The organism is Arthrobacter sp. TWP1-1 (assembly GCF_049897845.1).
Taxonomy (GTDB): domain Bacteria; phylum Actinomycetota; class Actinomycetes; order Actinomycetales; family Micrococcaceae; genus Specibacter.
Genome location: NZ_JAFCXC010000009.1, coordinates 134,662 through 154,603, shown reverse-complemented (window position 1 = coordinate 154,603; position 19,942 = coordinate 134,662). Strand labels below are relative to the sequence as shown.

The window sequence follows — 19,942 nt, the reverse complement described above, 5'->3', positions numbered from 1 at the left end:
TTGACTCCAGTAGATGCAAACGCATGAACTGAGGAGTCATAATGCAGCGTACCGTAGTAGTCATTTCGGCCGGTCTCGGCGTCCCATCCTCCACCCGCATGTTGGCGGATCAGATGGGCGCCGAGGTCCAGTCGCAGCTGCAAGCGATGGGCGTCACGGCCGTGCTCGACGTGATTGACCTGCGCAATTACGCCACGGACATCGCCAACAATATGGTCTCCGGTTATGCAGGTCCCGCACTGGCCGAGGTGGTCAAGCGTGTCGAGGCCGCCGACGCCATGATCGCAGTGACTCCCACCTTCAGCGCCTCCTACAGCGGGTTGTTCAAATCGTTCTTTGACGTACTCGATCCCAAATTCCTTGACGGCATGCCGGTGCTCTTTGGAGCCACGGGCGGCTCGTCCCGCCATTCACTGGTTCTTGACCTGGCCATCCGCCCCCTGTTCAGCTACCTCCGCGCCAACACCATGGCGACTGCCGTCTACGCATCGCCCGAGGACTGGGGTGGTTCCGGCGGCAATACTCTGGAACGCAGGATTGCTCAGGGTGCGGGGGAGTTGGCGGCCGTGCTGGCCGTCGGTGCATCGGCTGGCTCTTCGGACGGCTCGACGCCGGACGCCCCTTCGGTGGTTCTCGCAGACCACAAGGAAAAGCGCGCCCAGCGTGAACGCACGGAGATGACGTCGCTGCCCTTTGAGGAACTGCTGGCACAAACCCAGCGCCGCTGACCTTTTTCGTTCAGGTACCGGAAATTGCTTCCGCTGCCGAATGTGTTAAGCAGCTCCTGTGGGTGTTGTGGGCAGCGCCGAAAGCATTAAGCAGTACCTGTGGGTAGTTGCCTCCGGAACCCGCAGGAGCTGCTTAAGCGATTCCAAAGCGACGTTCACACCCACAGGAGCTGCTTAAGAGATCCCGGCGAAGCGGCTAGAAGATCGGCTGGAGCGGCTTCGAGGTCACCGGCGGCGGATCCAGTTCATCCAACACCACGCGCAACGCCGTCCGGTAGATCTCCGGATTGATCTCCGGGCTGGCGTGCCCGGTCTTGGGCATGTCGTAGGAAAAGCGTGGGTTCCGCGGAAATAGTGCCTCCCAGCCTCGGGTTGCCGATGCGGCATCGACAATGAAATCGCCGGGGTCGTACAGAAGTCCGATGCCGGTGGAGGTGGGGATTCCGCCGTCGTACTGTCTTGGGAAGGCCTGCAGGAATGTCGCCTGGCTGGTGCTGAGAATAAGCGAATTCCTGTTCAGATCGAAGGAGCCTGCGATCCCGCGCCGGGCAGCGCTGTACATGCCCTGACCGTTCGGGTTGGCCAGCCCGGCCCAGAGGCCCGCGCCCAAACGTCCAAGCACGCCCAGATACGGCACGATTTGACCGGCCAGTGAGATGTATTCCTTGCCGGGATCCAGAGTGTCGGCCACGTTGCTGGGGCTCGAACCCATCACGATCAATTTCACGGTGAGCCCGATTTGGGTCAGTAACGAGCCCAGCACCACCGAAACCATGCCGCCAAAACTGTCGCCGTAGAAATAGACGGTGTCGATTTTTCGCTCAAACACATCGCGCCGAATGGCGATGAACAGCTGGGCGACGTCGATGCCGTCGTTGGAATAGCCAATGTACGAGGCCGGCGCCCGCTGATTCATGGCCGGTTGCAGCGCCGCGAGCTTGCGGCCGGTATCGCGGTAGCTGACCCGAAAGCCGCCCAGGAGATACCAGGTTTTACCCGGGAAACGTGCCGCCGCAGCTTGATTTTCAGCGTTATCCGGAGTCGTTACGCGGTACTGGGTGCGTTCGGTCAGCATGCCATCGGCGACGATATTGGCCTGAAAAGCGGTGGTCACGGCCGCGGCGCCCATTGTCAGGAAGAACATCCGGCGCGGGACGTCCGGAATCTGATGGGTGCGCTTGGCAACAGGGGTCGGCTTCTCTTGATTGCCGCCCTGCTGCTGTTTGCTGGTCAGTGCTGTGCTCGCTGTCATCGTGAATCAATTTCATTCTTCCACGCCCGCCGGACGCTGAGATCAATTCCGCCAAGTCGGTGGCGATCCTATAGGGTTTGCCACATGAAGTCATCGAACGCATCCCACGCAGTCAACCGCCAGGTGTTGGCAGACCACGTCTATGACGAGATCTTGGAATCGTTGATGGACGGGCGGTTGATGCCCGGTGACTCGGTCAGTATCGATGGCACCGCCCGCGACCTGGAAGTTTCGCCCACGCCCGTTCGGGAAGCATTGGCGCGGTTGGAGCACACCGGGCTGGTCCAGCGTGTGGCACTCAAGGGCTACAAGGTGGCGCCTGTGTCGACCGCGGAGGAACTTGCCCAGTTGATGGAGGCCAGGTTGGTGATCGAACCCGTCAACACGAAGCTGGCCAGCGAAAGGATGACTGAGCAGACCCTAGCGGCCCTGGGACAATCCATCCATGACCTGGAAACGGCGCCTAGGGGACCATCGTTCGCGGAATTCCGGGACTATTTTGATGCCGATGAGCGCTTTCACAGGCTGATCGCCGAGAACGCCGGGAACCCCTTTTTGCTTGCGGCCTACAACGCCCTGGGTGGCCAGGTGCAACGCTTTCGCTTGTTCAGTGGCGTGGGCATCACTGACGCCAATCATGCGATCTCGGAGCATCATGCGATTTTCGATGCGCTCCGCGACGGTGATGCGGTGAAGGCTGCTGCCAAGATGACTGAGCATGTCTCCAATGTCCGGGCCCGAGCGGTGGCTGACGCACCCGAGGCCTAATCGCGCCGGAGTCCCTAAACCTGCCGAAGCCCTAAATTTGCAGCCCGCCATGTGATGTTTCATGGCGGGCTTTGCTGTGCCCTGACCGAGGCCGCCACCAGTAGCCATCACAAAGAACGAATTGTGACGCGGCCGTGACGCGGGCGCCCAACTCTTGCGCAGAAACGGGTTGCGCTGGCTTTCAAGGCCAAGTAATCCGCGGATTGGCGCAGGTTTTTCTCGCCTAGAGCAGCAGCCGCCGTTCGCTCTGATGAGTTCAGTTGAACGGATTCAATGCCTTCACCACCCCTCGAGATTGTGACGCTTGACATATCCGCCGATCTTCACGATAGTAGATCCTATAGGAAACAGGATTTATCACGAAGGAGTGAGAGACATGGCTTACACAGCCGAAAATTGGCCCATCACCGCGGCCCTGCTGCAGTTCCCGGGAACCAGCGCCGCCGGCGTACACATCAACGATGCAGAGTCGTCAGCATGGGTTGATGTTTTCCAGGAGGTCAAGGATGCTGGCTTTGCCAACGCGGACCTGACCGATAGCTGGGTACGCCCCGGCGATCTGAGCGAATCCCGTTTGCAGGAATTCAAGGCAGCTGCTGACCACGTGGGCATCGGAATCCCGGTTATCTCCGCTATCCGTAGCAGCGTCATTGAAGAAGCGAACTGGGAAGCCAACTTGGCTTACAGCCACCGCACCATCGACGCCGCCGCAGCCTTGGGCTGTGAAGTTGTCTCTGTTGGCCTGCACCAGGCGCTGACGGCAGAACAGCAGAAGCAGCTGTGGTTCTGGACCGTTCAGGGACACACAGATCCCGTCGGAGACACGGAAACCTGGAACAAGGCCGTCACACGCCTCCGCGAACTGGGCCAGCACGCAGCCGACGCCGGCCTGCTGCTCTCCCTGGAAATGTACGAGGACACCTACCTCGGAACCGCGGACTCCTCAGTTCAGCTCGTTCAGGACATCGATCTGGCCAATGTTGGCCTGAACCCGGATATTGGCAACCTCATCCGCCTGCACCGTCCCATTGAGGACTGGCGTGAAGTTGTCGCGAAGACCTTGCCGTACTCGAACTACTGGCACGTAAAGAATTACATCCGCGATGAAAACGTGGCTCGTGGACAGTACACGGCCATTCCGGCACCCATGGAAAGCGGCTTGATCAGCTACCGCGAAGCCTTCAAGGTGGCGGTGTCGGTTGGCTTCCAGGGCATCATCTGCACGGAGCACTACGGCGGAGACGGCCTCAGCGTTACGGCCAGCAACCAGGAATACCTGCGTTCACAGGTTCTGCCGAAAACCGCAGGCTACGCACTGGGCACCAGCCAGGTAGCCCAGGGCCGCCAGGTTCCCTCCGCAGCGCTGCTCAGCGCCTAGGGCTCAAGAAGGAATCATGACTACGATCTTCGATAACCCGGCTGAATTTGCCGACGATGCCCTCGACGGCTTCGTTGCAGCAAACCGGAACTACGTCGCCCGAGTTGATGGCGGAGTAGTTCGTTCCACCGAGATGAATCCGAACCAGGTCTCCCTCGTTGTGGGTGGCGGCTCCGGCCACTACCCGGCGTTCGCTGGCTTGGTAGGTCCGGGCCTCGCCGCCGGATCGGCGTGCGGCAATATGTTCGCCTCGCCGGCTGCCGGCCAGATCTACCGCGTCGCTAAGGCTGCCGCTATGAATGGTGGCGTTCTGCTCAGCTACGGCAACTACGCCGGTGATGTTCTGCATTTCGGTCAGGCTCAGGTGCGGCTCAATGCAGAAGGCATTGAAACGCGCACGGTCGTGGTCACCGATGACATTGCCAGCGCACCCATTGAGGAATTGGAGAAGCGCCGCGGCATTGCCGGAGACCTGACGGTCTTCAAGATCGCCGGTGCCGCAGCCGAAGCGGGTCTGAACCTGGACGACGTCGAACGTCTCGCCATCAAGGCCAACTACCGCACCCGCTCACTCGGAGTGGCCTTTGATGGCTGCACCCTGCCCGGCGCGGAGGAGGCACTGTTCCACGTTCCCGCGGGAAAGATGGCACTGGGCTTGGGCATTCACGGGGAGCCGGGCATTTCCGAGCACCCCATGCCGACGGCGTCGGAACTGGCAGAACTGCTGGTCTCGAAGCTGCTGGCGGACAAGCCCGACGACGCTGGAAACGAAGTTGTCGCGATCGTAAACGGCCTGGGAACCGTCAAGTATGACGAGCTGTTCCTGTTGTTCGGCCGGATTGAAAAGCTCCTGACAGCGGCTGGCCTGACGGTGGTTGAGCCCGAATGCGGCGAGTTGGTGACAAGCCTGGACATGTCGGGGCTGTCCCTGACTCTGCTGTGGCTTGATGAAGAACTCAAGGAATATTGGGCAGCACCCGCTGACACCCCGGCGTTCCGCAAGGGCAATTCAGCCCCGCGGGCTCAGCGCAATGTGGCTGCGGCGGCTGAAGTCGAAGCCGCTCAGCTGGAAATCCCGACGCCGGCCGCAGCCGCCTTGGGTTTGCAGGCCGTGAGTGCCGTTGCAGCCATCCGCGATGTTGTTATTGAACACGAGGAAGCGCTCGGCAACCTAGACGCGATTGCCGGCGACGGCGATCACGGGATCGGCATGCGCCGCGGCGTCGATGCAGCCGCAGCAGCGGCGCAGAAGACGGCCGATCTTCCCGGCGGTACCTCGGTGGCCGCGGTCCTGACAGCAGCCGGTGAGGCTTGGTCGGAAAAGGCTGGCGGAACCTCCGGTGCCTTGTGGGGAACGGCGTTCATCGCCGCCGCAGCCGCGTTGGGCAATAAGGATTCGTACTCCAGCCAGGATGCTGCCGAGGCCGTGGGTGCTTTCGCCAACGCCATCACCACTCTGGGCAAGGCGGAACCGGGGGATAAGACCATGGTTGACGCGATTCTGCCGTTCCGGGATGCCTTCCTGGCTGCGATCTCCTCGGGCACCGAGGTCATCGATTCACTCAAGGAAGCCGCCGTCGTCTCCCGAGATGCGGCTACGGCAACCTCAGCACTTCGTCCGCTCAAGGGCCGAGCCCGCCCCTTGGCGGAGAAGAGCCTTGGACACCCCGATCCCGGGGCTGTCTCCTTCGGCCTGATCGTGGAGCGACTGGGCCAACACTTTGAACAAGAACTAATGGAAAGTGGGACGCGAGCATGAGCGCCACGGAAGCAACTGGTTACCGGATTGTCGTAGGAAACGATGAGGCCGGCGTCGAATACAAGAACGCGTTCAAAGCGCTCCTTGAGGCAGATCCCCGCGTGCACTCTGTTACGGATATCGGGGTGGGAAGCAACGATTCCCGCGCCTACCCGCACGTTGCAGTCGATGCGGCACGTAAGGTTGCTGACGGAGAAGCTGACAGGGCGCTGCTGGTGTGTGGAACCGGCCTTGGCGTGGCTATCGCCGCCAACAAGGTCCCCGGAATCCGTGCTGTCACCGCACACGACAGCTACTCCGTAGAACGCTCGGTGCTGAGCAACAACGCACAGGTGCTCACCATGGGCCAGCGCGTCATCGGCCTGGAACTGGCTAAAAAATTGGTCACCGAATGGCTGTCCTACTCTTTTGATGAAGCATCGGCCTCGGCGGAAAAAGTCGAAGCAATTTGTTCCTACGAACCCACTTACACGAAGGCAGTCTGATCATGAGCAATAACGTAGAAAACACCGAGAAGCAGCTGCAGTTCGCCGTCGTGGGTTCGGGTTACATGGGCGGCGGAATCGCTCAGGTTCTGGCCTTGGGTGGTGCCCGCGTGGCACTCGCCGATGTTTCGGAAGAGATCGCGGCCAAGAACTACGAGCGCCTGCTGGTCGAGTCTGACCAGTTTGTGGCCGACGGTTTGTTCCCCGCCGGTGCCACCGAGACGTTGCGCAAGAACCTCTGGGCCGCCAAGGACATCGAGGAGGCTGTCGCCAACGCGGACTTCATCGAGGAGGCCGTCCCGGAAGTTCTCGCGATCAAGCATGCAACGCTGGCCCGCATCAGCGCCGCTGCCCGTCCCGACGCCATCATCGGCTCCAACACCTCCACGATCTCCATCGCCGACCTGGCCGTGCCCGTGATCAACCCGGAACGCTTCCTTGGCGTTCACTTCTCCAACCCGTCGCCGTTCATTCCCGGCGTGGAAATCATCCCTCACGCTGAGACCTCCAGTGCCACGGTTGGTGCCGCTCGCGACATGGTCCACTCCACGGGCAAGCAGACGGCCGTCGTCAAGGACGTCACGGGCTTTGTCTTGAACCGGCTCCAGTACGCGCTGTTCCACGAGGCTGCCCAGCTGGTTGAGCAGGGCATCGCCACCGCGGACGACGTCGACACCCTGGTCCGCACGACCTTCGGCTTCCGCTTGCCGTTCTTTGGCCCCTTCGCGATTGCCGATATGGCCGGACTGGATGTTTACGACTTCTGCTACAAGTCCCTGCAGACCGGCTTCCCGGAGCGTTTTGCCACACCGAAGATCCTCACGGACTTGGTCGACGCCGGGAAGCTCGGTACCAAGACCGGCGCTGGCTTCCTGAACGTCCCGGCTGAGCGGACGGCAGAGCTCATCGCCTACCGCAACAAGGCTTACGTTGCCATGTCGGCTTTGCTCGAAGACCTCGGCCCGGCCCCGATTCACTAATCGGCCTCGGCTCACAAACTTTTTAGGAGAAATCATGTCTGCAACGAACGTAAAGTTCCCCGAGGAACGTACCGCCATCATCACCGGCGCCGTGTCCGAGCGTGGAATTGGCCGGGCAACCGTCAACTACCTGGCTGAAAACGGCTGGAACATTGGCATCATCGATCTCGATGATGCAGCCTGCAAAACAGTGGCCGCATCAGTCGCCGCAGAGTTCGGGGTCAAAGCTCACGGTGTTGGCGCCAACGTCGGCGACGAAGCATCCGTTCGCAAGGCCATCGACGAGTTGGAAGCAGAATTGCCGCAGATCGTTGCGCTGGCCAACGTTGCCGGCGTCAGCTCGCCCGTCGGCTACTTGGAAGTCACTCCTGAAGAGTGGAACCGGGTGCTGAACATCAACCTTAACGGCGTTCACTATGCAACCCGCCGCGTCGCCGAAACCATGGTGAAAAACCGGATCGGGAGGATCGTAAACATCTCCTCCGTATCGGCACAACGTGGTGGCGGGACATTCTCCAAGACGGCCTACTCAGTGGCGAAGGCCGGCGTCATTGGCTTGACCCGCTCCACTGCCCGCGAACTGGGCCCGTATGACATCACAGTCAACGCGATCTCTCCCGGCCCCATCGATACAGACATCATGGGCGGAACGCTTTCAGATGATCGCAAAGACGAATTGGTCAAAGATTTGGTCGTCAACCGGGTGGGAAGCACCCGGGACATCGCAGCAGCTATCCACTTCCTGATCAGCGAGGACACCGGCTACATCTCCGGCCAGACGCTGAATGTGGATGGCGGACTGTACATGCACTAGGAGGATCCCATGAATAACACGAATTCCACCAAGTGGACCATGGCACGCAAGTTGTACCTCGCGGTGGGGATCGTCATCTGTGGCGTCGCAATCGTCATGATGGCCTACCCGCGCTAAGCGCATCCGCGTTCAATACAGAACGCGTCAGAAAGAAGTTTTCAAGGTTTTGACTCAATTTTGACTCAACGAGGAGTTTTGAATGGCTGTTCAACTAAAGCAAGAAACGAAATTGCTGGAATCTCCGGCACTAAAATCCGCAATATCTAAGGCGACCTTCCGGCTCATGCCGATGCTGGTCATCCTTTACATCGTCGCATTCCTTGACCGCACCAATGTTGGCTTCGCAGAAGCAGCACTGGAAATGGACCGCGGCATCACCGCCGGAGCCTACGCTCTGGGTGCCGGTATCTTCTTCATCGGTTACGCAATTTTCGAAATCCCGAGCAACCTGATGATGAAGAAGGTCGGCGCCAAGTTCTGGCTGGCCCGCATTGCCATCACCTGGGGCATCGTCTCGGCCTGCTTCGCGTTCGTCCAGGGCGACACCTCCTTCATCGCACTGCGGTTCCTCCTCGGTGTGACGGAAGCCGGATTGTTCCCCGGCGTCATCATGTACCTAGCCGAATGGTTCCCCAACAAGCACCGCGTGAAGATGTTCGCTATCTTCTACCTGGCTCAGCCGTTCTCGCAGGTCATCGGTTCACCTCTGTCCGGCTGGCTCATTAACATCGGTGATCAGGTGCCCGGCCTGCACGGCTGGCAGGTCATGTTCTTCGTTGAAGGATCCTTGGCGATCATCGCCGGTATCTTTGCGTTCTTCCTCCTCATCGATGGTCCACAGAAGGCCAAATGGCTCAGCCAGGATGAGAAGAACGCGCTGACGGATGCCATGAAACAGGAAGACGGCATCAAGAAGGAATCAGGCCCCACAGGTGTCCGGGCGGCGCTGTCCAGCGGCCGTGTTTGGTACTTCACCCTCATCTACTTCTGCCTGCAGATCGCCGTTTACGGCGTGACCTTCTATCTTCCGCAGCAGGTTGCGCAGCTCACCGGCCAAAAAGTGGGTATGGCCGTTGGTCTCCTCGCCGCCGTGCCGTGGTTCTTCGGAATGTTCGCTTGCATCCTCGTCGGCCGGTACGCCACAACTGTCATTCGACGTCGGGTGCTGGGTACCTGGTTGTTCGTCTCCACCGGCCTGTGCATCATCGGTTCGGCATGGGCCGGGGCAAACCACCTCCCGGCCTTGGGCATCATTTTCATCACCTTGGCGGTTTGCAGCTTCCTTGCCATTGGCCCCATCACATGGTCATATCCGACGGCGTTCCTCACCGGAACGGCCGCTGCAGCCGGCATCGGCCTCATCAACTCCTTGGGTAACCTTGGCGGCTTCGTGGCACCGATCATGCGTACCAACATCAATGAGACGTTTGCCTCGGAATCCGGCGCAATGGGAATTGTTGCCTTGGGTATCCTGCCGTTCGTTGCAGCAGCGATGATGTGGGGCACCCGCCGTTTCAAGACCAAGGCTGACGAGCTGCTCGAGAAGTAGACCGCAACAAATAGCACGTGAAAGTAGAAAAACTGTGACGCAACTTAGTCCCGCAGACTCCACCCACCCAGCAACCACCAGGTATGTAGGTGTTAGCACCAAGATGTACATGGGCTACGCCGAGAGCCTGCGCTGGTTGCGGGCAGTGCGTCATGAAGTGGACACCCGCCCGGCTCTTGCAGCCGGGCGGGTGGTCCCGTTTGTCATCCCATCCTTCCCAGTCTTGCCTGCCGCGGCGGAGATTTTTGCCGGTTCACCCTTGGTGCTGGGCGCGCAAAACGCGGGGTGGGCAGACGGACCGTGGACAGGGGAAGTGGCGCCGTCAATGCTCGCCGAATTGGGCGTTACCCTCGTGGAGCTGGGGCACGCCGAGCGCCGTCGTTATTTTCATGAAGACGATGCCATGGTGGCTAAAAAGGTTACGGCCGCGTTGGCTGCCGGGATTTCTCCGCTGCTTTGCGTTGGCGAGCTGGAACATGCGGAGCCAGCCGATGCTGCCGCCGTGGTTTACGAGCAAATTGCCGCAGCCGTGGTTGATTGGGGGGCGGCTGCGTCAATCATCATTGCCTACGAGCCCGTTTGGGCGATCGGCGCTGACGAGCCGGCGCAGGCCGGGTATATTTCTGCAGTTGTTCACGCCGTGCGGATTCTTTTGGGGCGGCATGGCATGGGCTCGCTTCCCATCATCTATGGTGGTTCGGCCAAGCCGGGGCTCCTGCCCGAACTTGACCACGTATCGGGCCTGTTCCTTGGCCGGTTTGCCCACGATGCAAAGAATTTCGGCGCCGTCCTAGATGAGGCGCTTGCGGAGGCTGCGGACAATGGGAACGCCCACTAGAATGGGCGAATGACCTTCCAGGCTCCCAAGGTAGCTAAGACCACCGCTGATGAACAGTCGACGGGTGCTGCTTTTGGCCGAGTCTATTCGGGCCTGCGATCCGAGGATCGGGCCTTGGAACGGCGCGGACGTCTGATTGAGGCCGGCATCGAGGTGTTTGGCTCGATCGGCTATGCCGCATCCAAGATCAAAACCCTTTGTCAGAGCGCCGGCCTCAGCGAGCGTTACTTTTACGAATCCTTCGCATCCCGCGAGCAACTGCTCACCTCGGTGTATGACCACCTGTCCTCAGAGTTGATGCGTCAGGTGGTCCAGGTTCTTCGGGTGCCGGGTAGGACACTGACCGAGTCCGTCCGCGCAGGAATGGCAACCGTGGTCAACTTCATGTTGGATGATCCGCGCCATGCCCAGATCATTATGGTGGAGATCGTGGGTGTTTCCCCAGAGTTGGAAGCTAAACGCCACCAGTCAATGACCGATTTCGCCGCGGAGTCGAGCCAGCTGGTCTTGCTTCTGGGTGGTGTGAACCCCAAGGTGGCCGCCAATTCCGACAGCGTGGACGATTCGCTCGCCGATGTCCTTGAACTTGCCCGGCTGACAGGCGTCGCCATGGTGGGCGGGGTCAACAACATGATCCTTGACGCATTGCGTGGTGGGACTTCGGCCAACACCAAACAAATCACCGAGGCGGCGTTCCAGCTGATTTGCAATTCGTCCACAGGTGTCCGGGTGCTCGCGGGCAACTAGTGCACCCGTCAATTGTGTCAACGCGCCGCCACTAATTATTGGCGCACGGGTCGCGAAGTGGCACGATGAACGCATGGTCTTTCCTGAAATTCTTGGTTATTGGTGGGTCCTGTTTCCCCTTGGCGGGATGGTCGCCGGTGGATTCAAGGCGCTGTCCGCCAACCGGGAGCGCGTCCACCAGCGGAAAATTGAGATGTACAGGTTGCAGCATCCGGAGGTCGCGGGCCTGGACGTTTCCGCTTACAAGCCTGCCGCCGTCGAACTTTCCGCACCGGAGGACGGCTACTCCCAGGCCGATGTTGCCAACATCAAAGTCGAGCATGATGCCGTCAACAAGCGTTGGCTCAGCTATGAACTTGACGTCGCAAAGCTCATCGATTTCCCCATGATGAGCGATGTCCGCGAGCCGCTGACCGTGGCTTTTCTGCGAGCAAAGCGCGACGCCGATGCCTTGCGGCCGCTTGACGGCGCCGAGATCTCTGCCAAGAGCCGATGGGACGACTACCGCAACGCTGTGAACGCGTACGTGGTGGCGTTCGAGGTGGCGGAGAAGGAGGCGCATCGGATCAAGGATTCTGCCTTCAATGAAGATGAACGGCAGCGCTTGGGAACTGCACGCAAACTTGTGAAGATCGCCGAAAATGATGCTGCCAGCCCGGCCGAACGCCAAACGGCCTACAAGCGGGCTCGCAAGGAACTCGATGGACTGATCGTGCTGCCCGATGTCACCCTGGCTGCCCTGGAACAAAAGGTCGCCCGGATGATTGACGGGTCAAAGTAGGGTGACAACCATGCCACGCACAATAGTCATTACGGGAGCCAGCGACGGGATCGGGGCGGCCGCGGCACGAATGTTGGCCGAGTCCGGCGACCAAGTGGTTCTCGTAGGACGATCACCTGAGAAGACAATGGCCGTTGCCCGTGAATTGGGAGCGGACTACTTCCTGGCCGACTTCACAGATCTGGCCCAAGTACGGACTCTGGCGGTGGCCCTCGCCCGAAAGTACCCGCGCATCGATGTTCTGGTCAACAATGCCGGCGGTGTGATGGGGCCGCGGGAAGTTACGGTTGACGGCCACGAGAAGACTTTTCAGGTGAACCACCTGGCGCCGTTTCTGCTCACCACTGCGCTGATCGAGACATTGGTGGCCAGCCGCGCAACCATCATCAACACCTCAAGCGCGGCTCACAGGCTCATGGCCAAGTTCGACATTGACGATCTCGATGCCGAGAAGCGTTACAGCGCCAGTGTCGCCTACGGGAATGCGAAGCTGGCGAACATTCTCTTCACCAAGGAATTGCAACGGCGCTATGGCAAACAAGGGCTAAATGCCGCCGCATTTCACCCTGGCATTGTGGGCAGCAACTTCGCTGCGGAATCGGCGGGGGTTATCAAGCTTGCTTATGGCGTGTTTTCTCGACGCTTCATGATCAGCCCGATTCAGGGGGCTGACACTCTCGTTTGGTTGGCCACGAGCCCGCCGGTCGCGGAGTGGACACCGGGGGAATACTATTTCAAGCGAAAGGTCACCAAGGTGACGAAAACGGCTGCTGATTCAACACTTGCCGTGCAGTTGTGGGAACGCAGTGCCGCCATGATTGCGGTGTTTGAGCAGGCCGACGGCGTTTAGCCTCGTTGCGTAGGCTAGCGCTGCTGCGTAGGAAAACGACCGCCGGTGTAGATGCCCTCAGAGAGTTGCTCCACGAGCCACGGGCTGAAGGCAAACGGCGTTGCCGTAACGGCCTCTTCCACGTCGACCACATCCGCCCACGCCCAGTCACAGATTTCATCGGCGTTCGGGGAGATGACGCCGTCGCCCTCATAGGTGGCCGTGTATACGGGGCAGATTTCATTTTCCACAATGCCGGACGCATCAACGGCGCGGTAGCGGAAGTGGGGGAGCGCGGGCTGGATTCCGGTCACCGTGATGTTCAGTTCCATGGCGGCACGGCGGATGATGGCCTCTTCGAAGGATTCCCCGGGGGCCGGGTGTCCACAGAACGAATTGGTCCACACGCCGGGCCAGGTCAGCTTGGACAGCGCCCGGCGGGTGAGCAGTGTGCGTCCCTGCGAATCCAGAAGGTGGCACGAGAAGGCTAGGTGCAGGGGCGTTTGCGTGGTGTGGACCAGGGCCTTGTCAGCGGTTCCGATCTCTTCCCCGGAGTCGTCCAGCAACCTGACCAGCTCAATATTTTGACCCATGGTGGGACCAGCTCCTTCTTGCGCGTGTCCCTTAAGTCTATGGTTTCACCACGTCGTGCGGGACCACCTCATGCAGTTCGAGACCGCCCGAAGCCAGTTTCCAATAGTGCAGCCGCAGCGCCGCCGCCGTCCCTTGTTCAACGTAGAGGCGCCAGCACACATCGTCGCCGCGCAGTGTGACACCGGCATGGGCGCCCTCGTTGACCCTGAGTAGGTGAGGTTCGCGTTTGCGCAGCGGCCCCTTTCGATCGGCCACCAGATCCACAACTGCCCGGAGCGTTTTCCCTCGTTGCTGCTCAGTCAGCTGAGCCCACGACGCCAGAAATTGCGGGCTGCAGCTGTATTTTCCAAGAGGATGGGCGGCCTTGTCAGCCGCCGTAACAACCTGCGCCCAGGCATTCTGCAAGTCAAAGTTGAACTGCTCAGCCGGTTCCAGGAACAACGTTTCCGGGGAGTTTTCTGTCCGGGAACTCGCCGATCGCCGTTTTTGCCGCGACTGGACCAGGGAAGCCTTGGCCTTGGCCAACTCACCCTTGAGCGCATCAATCTGATGGATGGCCGCATTCCGCTCCCGCGCCAAGTCCGCAGCCGCCCGGCGCTCACCCTCCAACTGGTCCTGCAACGCCCGCGCCACCTGATCCGTTGCGCCTTGCTTTTTGGCCGCTGCCATCAGCTCGTCGATGGTTCGCCGGGCCGTTTCCAACTGCATTTGGGTGCTTTGCAGGGCCGTGCGCCGCTCGGCGGAAGTGGGCAGAGCTTCCGCTTTTTCATGTACGACGCCGGATGGCTCGCTCTCGCTGCTGGCATCGGAAACGCCCAGGGCGGCGGGCACAACAGAGATCTCGGCGGTGAACAAGCTCGCATAAGGCCTGTGGCTTTCGAGCCATGGCGGCCCACCGCGGAGGAGAGGTGGGGCTGGGACGGCGGGTTCGTCGTCGTCCACGTCCAGCATGGACAACCGCACGGCGCCATGCTCGTAGAGGACCCGGACGCGGACAACCTCGCCCTCGGTCAGGAGGTCCTCGGCGGAATCCAGATCGTTGGAGGAAATCCGTTCCACGCCGATGCGGAAATCACTGTTGGGCCACAGGTAAACCGTGGCGTGGGTGGGGCAGACCGACTTGACGCGGGCCAGCGCCACATTGCCGTGCTTGTATACGGTGACGGGGGAAGCGCGGGGGAGCAGGAGTTGCTTGATATCCAGGATGTTTGTGCTCGGATCGAGGGATCCGGTCAAGGTTTGGCCCTTGCTGATGAGCCAGTCGAGCGGGATCCCCGGCAGGAGGTCCTCGCCGCGGATGAGGGCATTTTCGCCACCGGCCGAGATCGTGGCCATGGCCCTGTCGGTGCCCGCGAACCCCTGGACTACTGCCTCGGTAATCACCGGCAACTGTGCCGTGGTGAGAGGCACAGACGGCTCAATGGGCACCGCTGCCAACACCTCGTTCTCGAGGTCCCGATACAGGGAGGTTAGCTCGGAGGCGCGGCGGATCAGGTGTGGCTGTGGCGTCTTGGCCGCCCAAAGGGGTCCGTGCGGATAGACGCGTGCTCCGGCGCCAAAGATGTGAAGTTCTTCGGGCAGGCCGCGTTGCAACTGACGCGTTTCAAAGCCGTTGGCGATCTCAAAAACCTCAGTCTCGGGCCCTACCTGAGAGGCCACCGCCTCGGCATCGATGCGAACGAGTTCCCCAATTTTGTAAGAGATAACCACGGCCGTGTGGCTCCGGTGTGGATCCACCAAGTGCCGGGCAAGGGCACTGCCGCCCAGATGGTGAACTTCGGTGACGACAGGAGGTAACGGAACTTCTTCGGGCTGGTGGAACCTGTTCCTGTTTTTCTGCGCAGGCATGGGGTTCCTTTCCGTCAGCCTTGTCGGAGGGTGCTAGTGACCTACCTTACAACGCTGGTGGGGATGGGACCTGTCAAATTTTGTTTGGTTACGCCGCCGCGGACGGCGACATTATTGGCCCGGGCCCTGAGTTGAACCTCGGGTGCTCGGTGACGCGAGCAACGGCACGCGCATTAAGCGCATAACGCTTGGGTCACGGTTTGGTCACTGTGATATAGATAACTTCCCCGGATTCCTGCAGATTTGTCGTTACGGACATATTAACGAGTTACCGACGAGTAGTCCTTTTGGCTAGGGGTCACTTTTTGATCGGCATTTCGCCGTGTGAGCTGCGGTACATTTGCCTGACAGTGTGTGACGGGGGCAACATTCCCTGCAGCGCCAAGAAAACGAACAACCCTCGTTGAGGCCCGGCCGTCACCCATGGTCACCGCAGCGGGCCAGCTTGAAGGATGACTTAATGCCACTGCACTCACCCACGCGGCGGAGGGCGCATCAAGACTGCGATGCTCCCACTGCTGTATTGCGGAGGCTGATCCCATGATCGGCTTCATCGCAAAGCGGTTTATCAATTACGCGATCCTCTCGGCCATCGCGACCCTGAGTGCATACGTTTTAGCCAGTCTCATCCTGAACCCGGCCAGCAGGTACCTCGGCCGTAATCCGCGCCCCTCCGATGAGACCATCAATGCGATCATGGACGGCTTGGGCGTCAACCCCAATACCCCCGTCATTGAGCGGCTCTGGGCATGGATCGTGAATCTGGTAACGCACGGTTCCCTCGGCGACACCATCCACAACACCAGCGTCATCAGCGAGATGACTGCACGCGCAGGAACCAGCCTCCGACTGCTCATTCTGGGCACCATCATCGCCGCGCTCGTCGGTGTGATCCTTGGTGTGTGGGGAGCTGTACGGCAGTACAAGGCCAGCGACCAGGTCATTTCCTACGCATCGTTCACGGTCCTGGCCATGCCGTCGTTCGTCATCGGCATCCTGTTGATGATCGTGGCCACCTCGTTCAACAATGTCTTGGGCATCCAGCTGATCAGCTTCACAGGTGAATACACCGCAGGGCTAGATGGCGGCTGGTGGGTTCACTTCTGGGACCGCGCCGCGCACCTCCTGCTTCCTACGATCTCCTTGGCCCTCATGGGAGCCGCTGGCTATTCCAGATACCAGCGCAGCGCAATGCTTGACGTTCTTTCGGCCGATTACATTCGAACAGCTCGTTCCAAGGGGCGTACCCGCGGGTCCGCACTTGTCCGCCACGGAGTCCGGGTGGCACTGATCCCCATGTCCACTTACTTTGCGTACTCCTTCGCCACCGTCCTGGCCGGTGCCGCCGTCACCGAGCTCGTGTTCAGCTGGCATGGCATGGGCGAGATGCTGGTGCAGGCCATTTCACAGAGCGACATCAATGCCTTCACCGGCGCCATCCTGTTCAACGCCATCTTGATTCTGATCGCCGGAACCTTGGCCGATGTTGTGTACGCCGCCCTTGACCCGAGAGTGAGGGTGTAGCCATGTCGATGCTTGAAGAAGTTTCCGTCCCCGACGTTGCCGCCGCTAGCCCCGAGATTATTCAGTCCAGGAAACCGGTGTCGCGCTTCCGTCTGGTCTTGTCCCGGCTGAGAAGTACGCCGCGCTTTTGGGTTGGCATCATTGGCCTGGGCCTCATCACTTTGTGGGCCATCTTTGGCCTCGTTCCCAATGCCTGGAACTACACGGACCTTGATGTCAACAACATGGGCGTCAGCCCGTCGGCGCTCCATTGGTTTGGTACCAGCGACATCGGCGAGGACATTTACGCCCAAACCATTGTTGGCCTGCGCAAGTCGCTGATCATTGGACTCTTGGTGGGACCGCTGGCTGCCATCATTGCCGGCATCGTCGGCGCCATCGCCGGGTACCTCGGTGGCTGGTGGGATAGGGCAATCGTCTGGGTCATCGATCTCCTGCTGGTTCTGCCGAGCCTGTTCCTGTTCATCCTGCTCAGCCCCATCTTCAAGTCGCTGTCCTGGGTTGCGCTAATCTTCCTCCTGTCAGGCTTCGGCTGGATGATCATGGCCCGCGTGATCCGGGCGCAGACCAAGTCCCTGCGCGAACGCGATTTCATCAAGGCGGCCCGATTCATGGGTGTTGATACTTGGACGATCATCCGGCGCCACGTACTACCGAACGTATCTTCACTACTGATCATCGACGCAACATTGGGTGTTGGCGGAGCCATCTTGAGCGAGACCACTCTGAGTTTCTTTGGCTTCGGAATTCAGGCACCTGATGTCTCTTTGGGAACCCTGCTCTCTGCCGGTCAAGGTGCCGCCGCAACGCGCCCGTGGTTGTTCGTCTTCCCCGCGGCCATTCTCGTATTTACGGTGCTCTCGGCCAGCCTTGTCGGCGATGCCTTGCGCGACGCCGTCGACCCTACCTCCGGAGTCAACCGTGACTGACATTCTTACTAATTCTTCAACCGCGCCCCGCGGCACAACGCAGTCCAATCACCTGCTGGAGGTGCGCGATCTCAGTGTCACGTTCCCCCAGCCCGGTGGTGCGGTTACGGCCGTTCGCGGCGTCAATTATCACGTGGACAAGGGCGAGTTCCTTGGCATCGTGGGGGAGAGCGGTTCCGGAAAATCGGTCTCATCGCTGGCCGTCATGGGGCTGCTGCCCTCCTCGGCGAAGGTCACCGGGGACATCCTCTTCGAGGGAAAGTCCCTGCTGGGCCGTAGCGACAAGGAACTATCCAAGCTGCGTGGCGAGGGTATATCCATCATCTTCCAGGACCCGCTCTCGGCGCTGACCCCCGTGTACACGATCGGTACGCAGATCGCCGAGGCTCTCCTGCTCCATGACAGCAAGCTGTCAAAGCTTGCAGCCAACGCCCGCGCCGTGGAATTGCTCAAGATTGTGGGCATCCCCAACGCGGAGCGCCGCGCCCAGGCCTTCCCGCACGAATTCTCCGGCGGCATGCGCCAGCGCGCCATGATCGCCATTGCCATCGCCAACAACCCTCGCCTGATCATCGCCGATGAACCCACGACGGCGCTGGACGTCACCATCCAGGCGCAAATCCTCGAGGTCTTGCAAAAGGCGAAGGAATTGACGGGTGCCGCGGTGGTGCTAATTACCCACGATTTAGGTGTCGTGGCCGGCAATGCCGACAGGTTGGCGGTCATGTACGCGGGACGGATTGTGGAAACCGGCACCGTGGACCAGGTGTTCCGCGCACCATCCATGCCGTACACCATTGGCCTGTTGCGCTCAATGCCGAATCTTGCCACGGCCGGACATACCCGGCTGGTGCCGCTCGAAGGACGTCCGCCGCAACTGAGCAATCTTGCACCCGGTTGCCCGTTCGCACCACGGTGCCCCGTTGCGATTGACGCCTGCCTCACCTCCGAGCCGCCGCTGACCATGATCAACGATGACCCGCTCAATGCCTCGGCGTGTCTGCGGGTAGCCGAGATTGCCAGTGAAAAGCTCAAACGTGGGGAAATCTACCCCATACCAGCACCCGTAGCCGCTGCCGAACGTGCCAACGTTGCGCCGGAAAACGTCATGGAAGTTTCCTCGCTTAAGCGGCATTTCCCGCTGTCCAAGGGTTCCATTTTCAAGCACACCATCGGCACGGTGCGTGCCGTTGACGGTGTCAGCTTCGAGATCAAGGCCGGCCAGACCCTCGGTTTGGTGGGCGAATCCGGCTGCGGCAAGTCCACCACCATCATGGAAATTCTGGAGCTGGCCAAGCCGCAGGCCGGCAAGGTCATCATCAACGGCCGGGACGTGGCAACCCTCACGGCCAAGGAACGGCGTGCACTGCGTCAGGACATCCAAGTGGTGTTCCAGGACCCCATGGCATCCCTGGATCCGCGGCTTCCGGTGCAAGACATTGTGGGCGAGCCGCTCACGGTCCACGGAGTTTCGGCGAAGGATCGGCTGAAAAAAGTTGCGGATGTTCTGGAGCTCGTGGGCCTGGACCCGTCCATGGCATCGCGGTATCCCCATGAATTCTCCGGCGGCCAGCGGCAGCGCATCGGCATTGCCCGGGCCCTCGTGACTGACCCCAAGATCGTGGTGCTGGACGAGCCGGTTTCGGCCCTGGATGTTTCCATTCAGGCAGGTGTCATCAACCTGCTGCAGGACCTGCAGGAAAAACTGGGGCTGTCCTATTTGTTCGTGGCTCATGACTTGGCCGTGGTGCGGCAGATTGCCGACGACGTGGCCGTCATGTATCTGGGCCGGATCGTGGAAAGCGGCCCGGCGGAGCAGATTTTCGACAACCCGCAGCATCCCTACACACGGGCGCTGCTTTCCGCCGTGCCTGTTCCGGATCCTGCCGTGGAGCGCAGCCGCACGCGCATCATTTTGGATGGCGACCTGCCTAGCCCCACCGAGGACATCACGGGATGCAACTTCCGCACCCGTTGTCCCCTGTACCGGCTTATGGATGAGGCTGGCCAGGAGCGCTGCCGGAATCAGGACCCCGAAGAACGTTCCGTCAACGGCAGCGAAGTAGCCTGCCATCACGCCGAACGCATAGACCTCATGACCCCTGCGTAAGCAGCGAAAGTAACTCATCGCAACCACCA

General features: G+C 60.5%; 18 protein-coding genes. 15 read left to right on the top strand and 3 right to left on the bottom strand.

Annotated elements, in window-relative coordinates; all coding sequences use genetic code 11:
- The first annotated feature begins 38 nt into the window (after positions 1-38).
- Positions 39-728 carry an FMN reductase gene (locus tag ACP7B9_RS14950; protein ID WP_425864677.1) on the top strand — a complete coding sequence of 230 codons (690 nt, stop codon included), beginning with the start codon at positions 39-41 and terminating at the stop codon, positions 726-728.
- A gap of 196 nt (positions 729-924) precedes the next feature.
- On the opposite strand, the gene ACP7B9_RS14945 is transcribed toward ACP7B9_RS14950, so the two are convergent.
- Positions 925-1,980 carry a hypothetical protein gene (locus ACP7B9_RS14945; RefSeq protein WP_425864634.1) on the bottom strand — a complete coding sequence of 352 codons (1,056 nt, stop codon included), beginning with the start codon at positions 1,978-1,980 and terminating at the stop codon, positions 925-927.
- Between the two features lie 84 nt (positions 1,981-2,064).
- Here ACP7B9_RS14945 and ACP7B9_RS14940 point away from each other — a divergent pair, with 84 nt between their 5' ends.
- The 11 genes from ACP7B9_RS14940 (at position 2,065) to ACP7B9_RS14890 (ending at position 12,929) form a co-directional block, all read left to right on the top strand.
- A complete protein-coding gene (locus ACP7B9_RS14940; RefSeq protein WP_425864633.1) occupies positions 2,065-2,748 on the top strand; it encodes a GntR family transcriptional regulator in 684 nt (227 codons plus the stop codon).
- Positions 2,749-3,124: 376 nt separating this feature from the next.
- A complete protein-coding gene (locus ACP7B9_RS14935) occupies positions 3,125-4,126 on the top strand; it encodes a sugar phosphate isomerase/epimerase family protein (protein WP_425864631.1) in 1,002 nt (333 codons plus the stop codon).
- 16 nt (positions 4,127-4,142) lie between these two features.
- Positions 4,143-5,885 (top strand): dihydroxyacetone kinase subunit DhaL, encoded by a 1,743-nt coding sequence (gene dhaL / locus ACP7B9_RS14930; protein ID WP_425864630.1) that lies wholly within the window; start codon positions 4,143-4,145, stop codon positions 5,883-5,885.
- Positions 5,882-6,370: a ribose-5-phosphate isomerase gene (locus ACP7B9_RS14925; protein ID WP_425864629.1), complete on the top strand. Its 489-nt coding sequence runs from the start codon at positions 5,882-5,884 to the stop codon at positions 6,368-6,370. Before dhaL ends, ACP7B9_RS14925 begins: the two co-directional genes overlap by 4 nt.
- A 2-nt stretch (positions 6,371-6,372) precedes the next feature.
- Positions 6,373-7,350 (top strand): 3-hydroxyacyl-CoA dehydrogenase family protein, encoded by a 978-nt coding sequence (locus tag ACP7B9_RS14920; protein WP_425864627.1) that lies wholly within the window; start codon positions 6,373-6,375, stop codon positions 7,348-7,350.
- Between the two features lie 34 nt (positions 7,351-7,384).
- Positions 7,385-8,164, top strand: coding sequence for an SDR family NAD(P)-dependent oxidoreductase (locus ACP7B9_RS14915; protein ID WP_425864625.1), 780 nt, complete (start codon positions 7,385-7,387; stop codon positions 8,162-8,164).
- A gap of 199 nt (positions 8,165-8,363) precedes the next feature.
- Positions 8,364-9,713 carry an MFS transporter gene (locus tag ACP7B9_RS14910; RefSeq protein WP_425864623.1) on the top strand — a complete coding sequence of 450 codons (1,350 nt, stop codon included), beginning with the start codon at positions 8,364-8,366 and terminating at the stop codon, positions 9,711-9,713.
- 34 nt (positions 9,714-9,747) lie between these two features.
- Positions 9,748-10,551 carry a triose-phosphate isomerase family protein gene (locus ACP7B9_RS14905; RefSeq protein ID WP_425864621.1) on the top strand — a complete coding sequence of 268 codons (804 nt, stop codon included), beginning with the start codon at positions 9,748-9,750 and terminating at the stop codon, positions 10,549-10,551.
- 9 nt (positions 10,552-10,560) lie between these two features.
- Positions 10,561-11,298, top strand: a complete 738-nt coding sequence (locus ACP7B9_RS14900; RefSeq protein ID WP_425864619.1) for a TetR/AcrR family transcriptional regulator — start codon at positions 10,561-10,563, stop codon at positions 11,296-11,298.
- A gap of 73 nt (positions 11,299-11,371) precedes the next feature.
- Entirely contained in the window at positions 11,372-12,079 is a 708-nt protein-coding gene (locus ACP7B9_RS14895) for a hypothetical protein (RefSeq protein ID WP_425864617.1), read from the top strand.
- A 10-nt stretch (positions 12,080-12,089) separates the two neighbouring features.
- Positions 12,090-12,929, top strand: coding sequence for an SDR family NAD(P)-dependent oxidoreductase (locus ACP7B9_RS14890; RefSeq protein WP_425864616.1), 840 nt, complete (start codon positions 12,090-12,092; stop codon positions 12,927-12,929).
- Between the two features lie 14 nt (positions 12,930-12,943).
- Here the strand turns inward: ACP7B9_RS14890 and idi are convergent, their stop codons facing one another.
- Both idi and ACP7B9_RS14880 read right to left on the bottom strand, forming a co-directional pair.
- Entirely contained in the window at positions 12,944-13,501 is a 558-nt protein-coding gene (gene idi, locus ACP7B9_RS14885) for an isopentenyl-diphosphate Delta-isomerase (protein WP_425864614.1), read from the bottom strand.
- Between the two features lie 37 nt (positions 13,502-13,538).
- Positions 13,539-15,350 (bottom strand): hypothetical protein, encoded by a 1,812-nt coding sequence (locus ACP7B9_RS14880; RefSeq protein ID WP_425864612.1) that lies wholly within the window; start codon positions 15,348-15,350, stop codon positions 13,539-13,541.
- A 540-nt stretch (positions 15,351-15,890) separates the two neighbouring features.
- Here ACP7B9_RS14880 and ACP7B9_RS14875 point away from each other — a divergent pair.
- Genes ACP7B9_RS14875 through ACP7B9_RS14865 form a run of 3 tightly spaced genes read left to right on the top strand, consistent with a single transcriptional unit; the run spans position 15,891 to position 19,913 of the window.
- On the top strand, positions 15,891-16,874 hold the full coding sequence (locus tag ACP7B9_RS14875; protein ID WP_425864610.1) for an ABC transporter permease: 984 nt from the start codon (positions 15,891-15,893) through the stop codon (positions 16,872-16,874).
- A gap of 2 nt (positions 16,875-16,876) precedes the next feature.
- Positions 16,877-17,803 (top strand): ABC transporter permease, encoded by a 927-nt coding sequence (locus ACP7B9_RS14870; RefSeq protein ID WP_425864609.1) that lies wholly within the window; start codon positions 16,877-16,879, stop codon positions 17,801-17,803.
- On the top strand, positions 17,796-19,913 hold the full coding sequence (locus tag ACP7B9_RS14865) for a dipeptide ABC transporter ATP-binding protein (protein WP_425864608.1): 2,118 nt from the start codon (positions 17,796-17,798) through the stop codon (positions 19,911-19,913). Before ACP7B9_RS14870 ends, ACP7B9_RS14865 begins: the two co-directional genes overlap by 8 nt.
- Positions 19,914-19,942 lie beyond the last annotated feature (29 nt).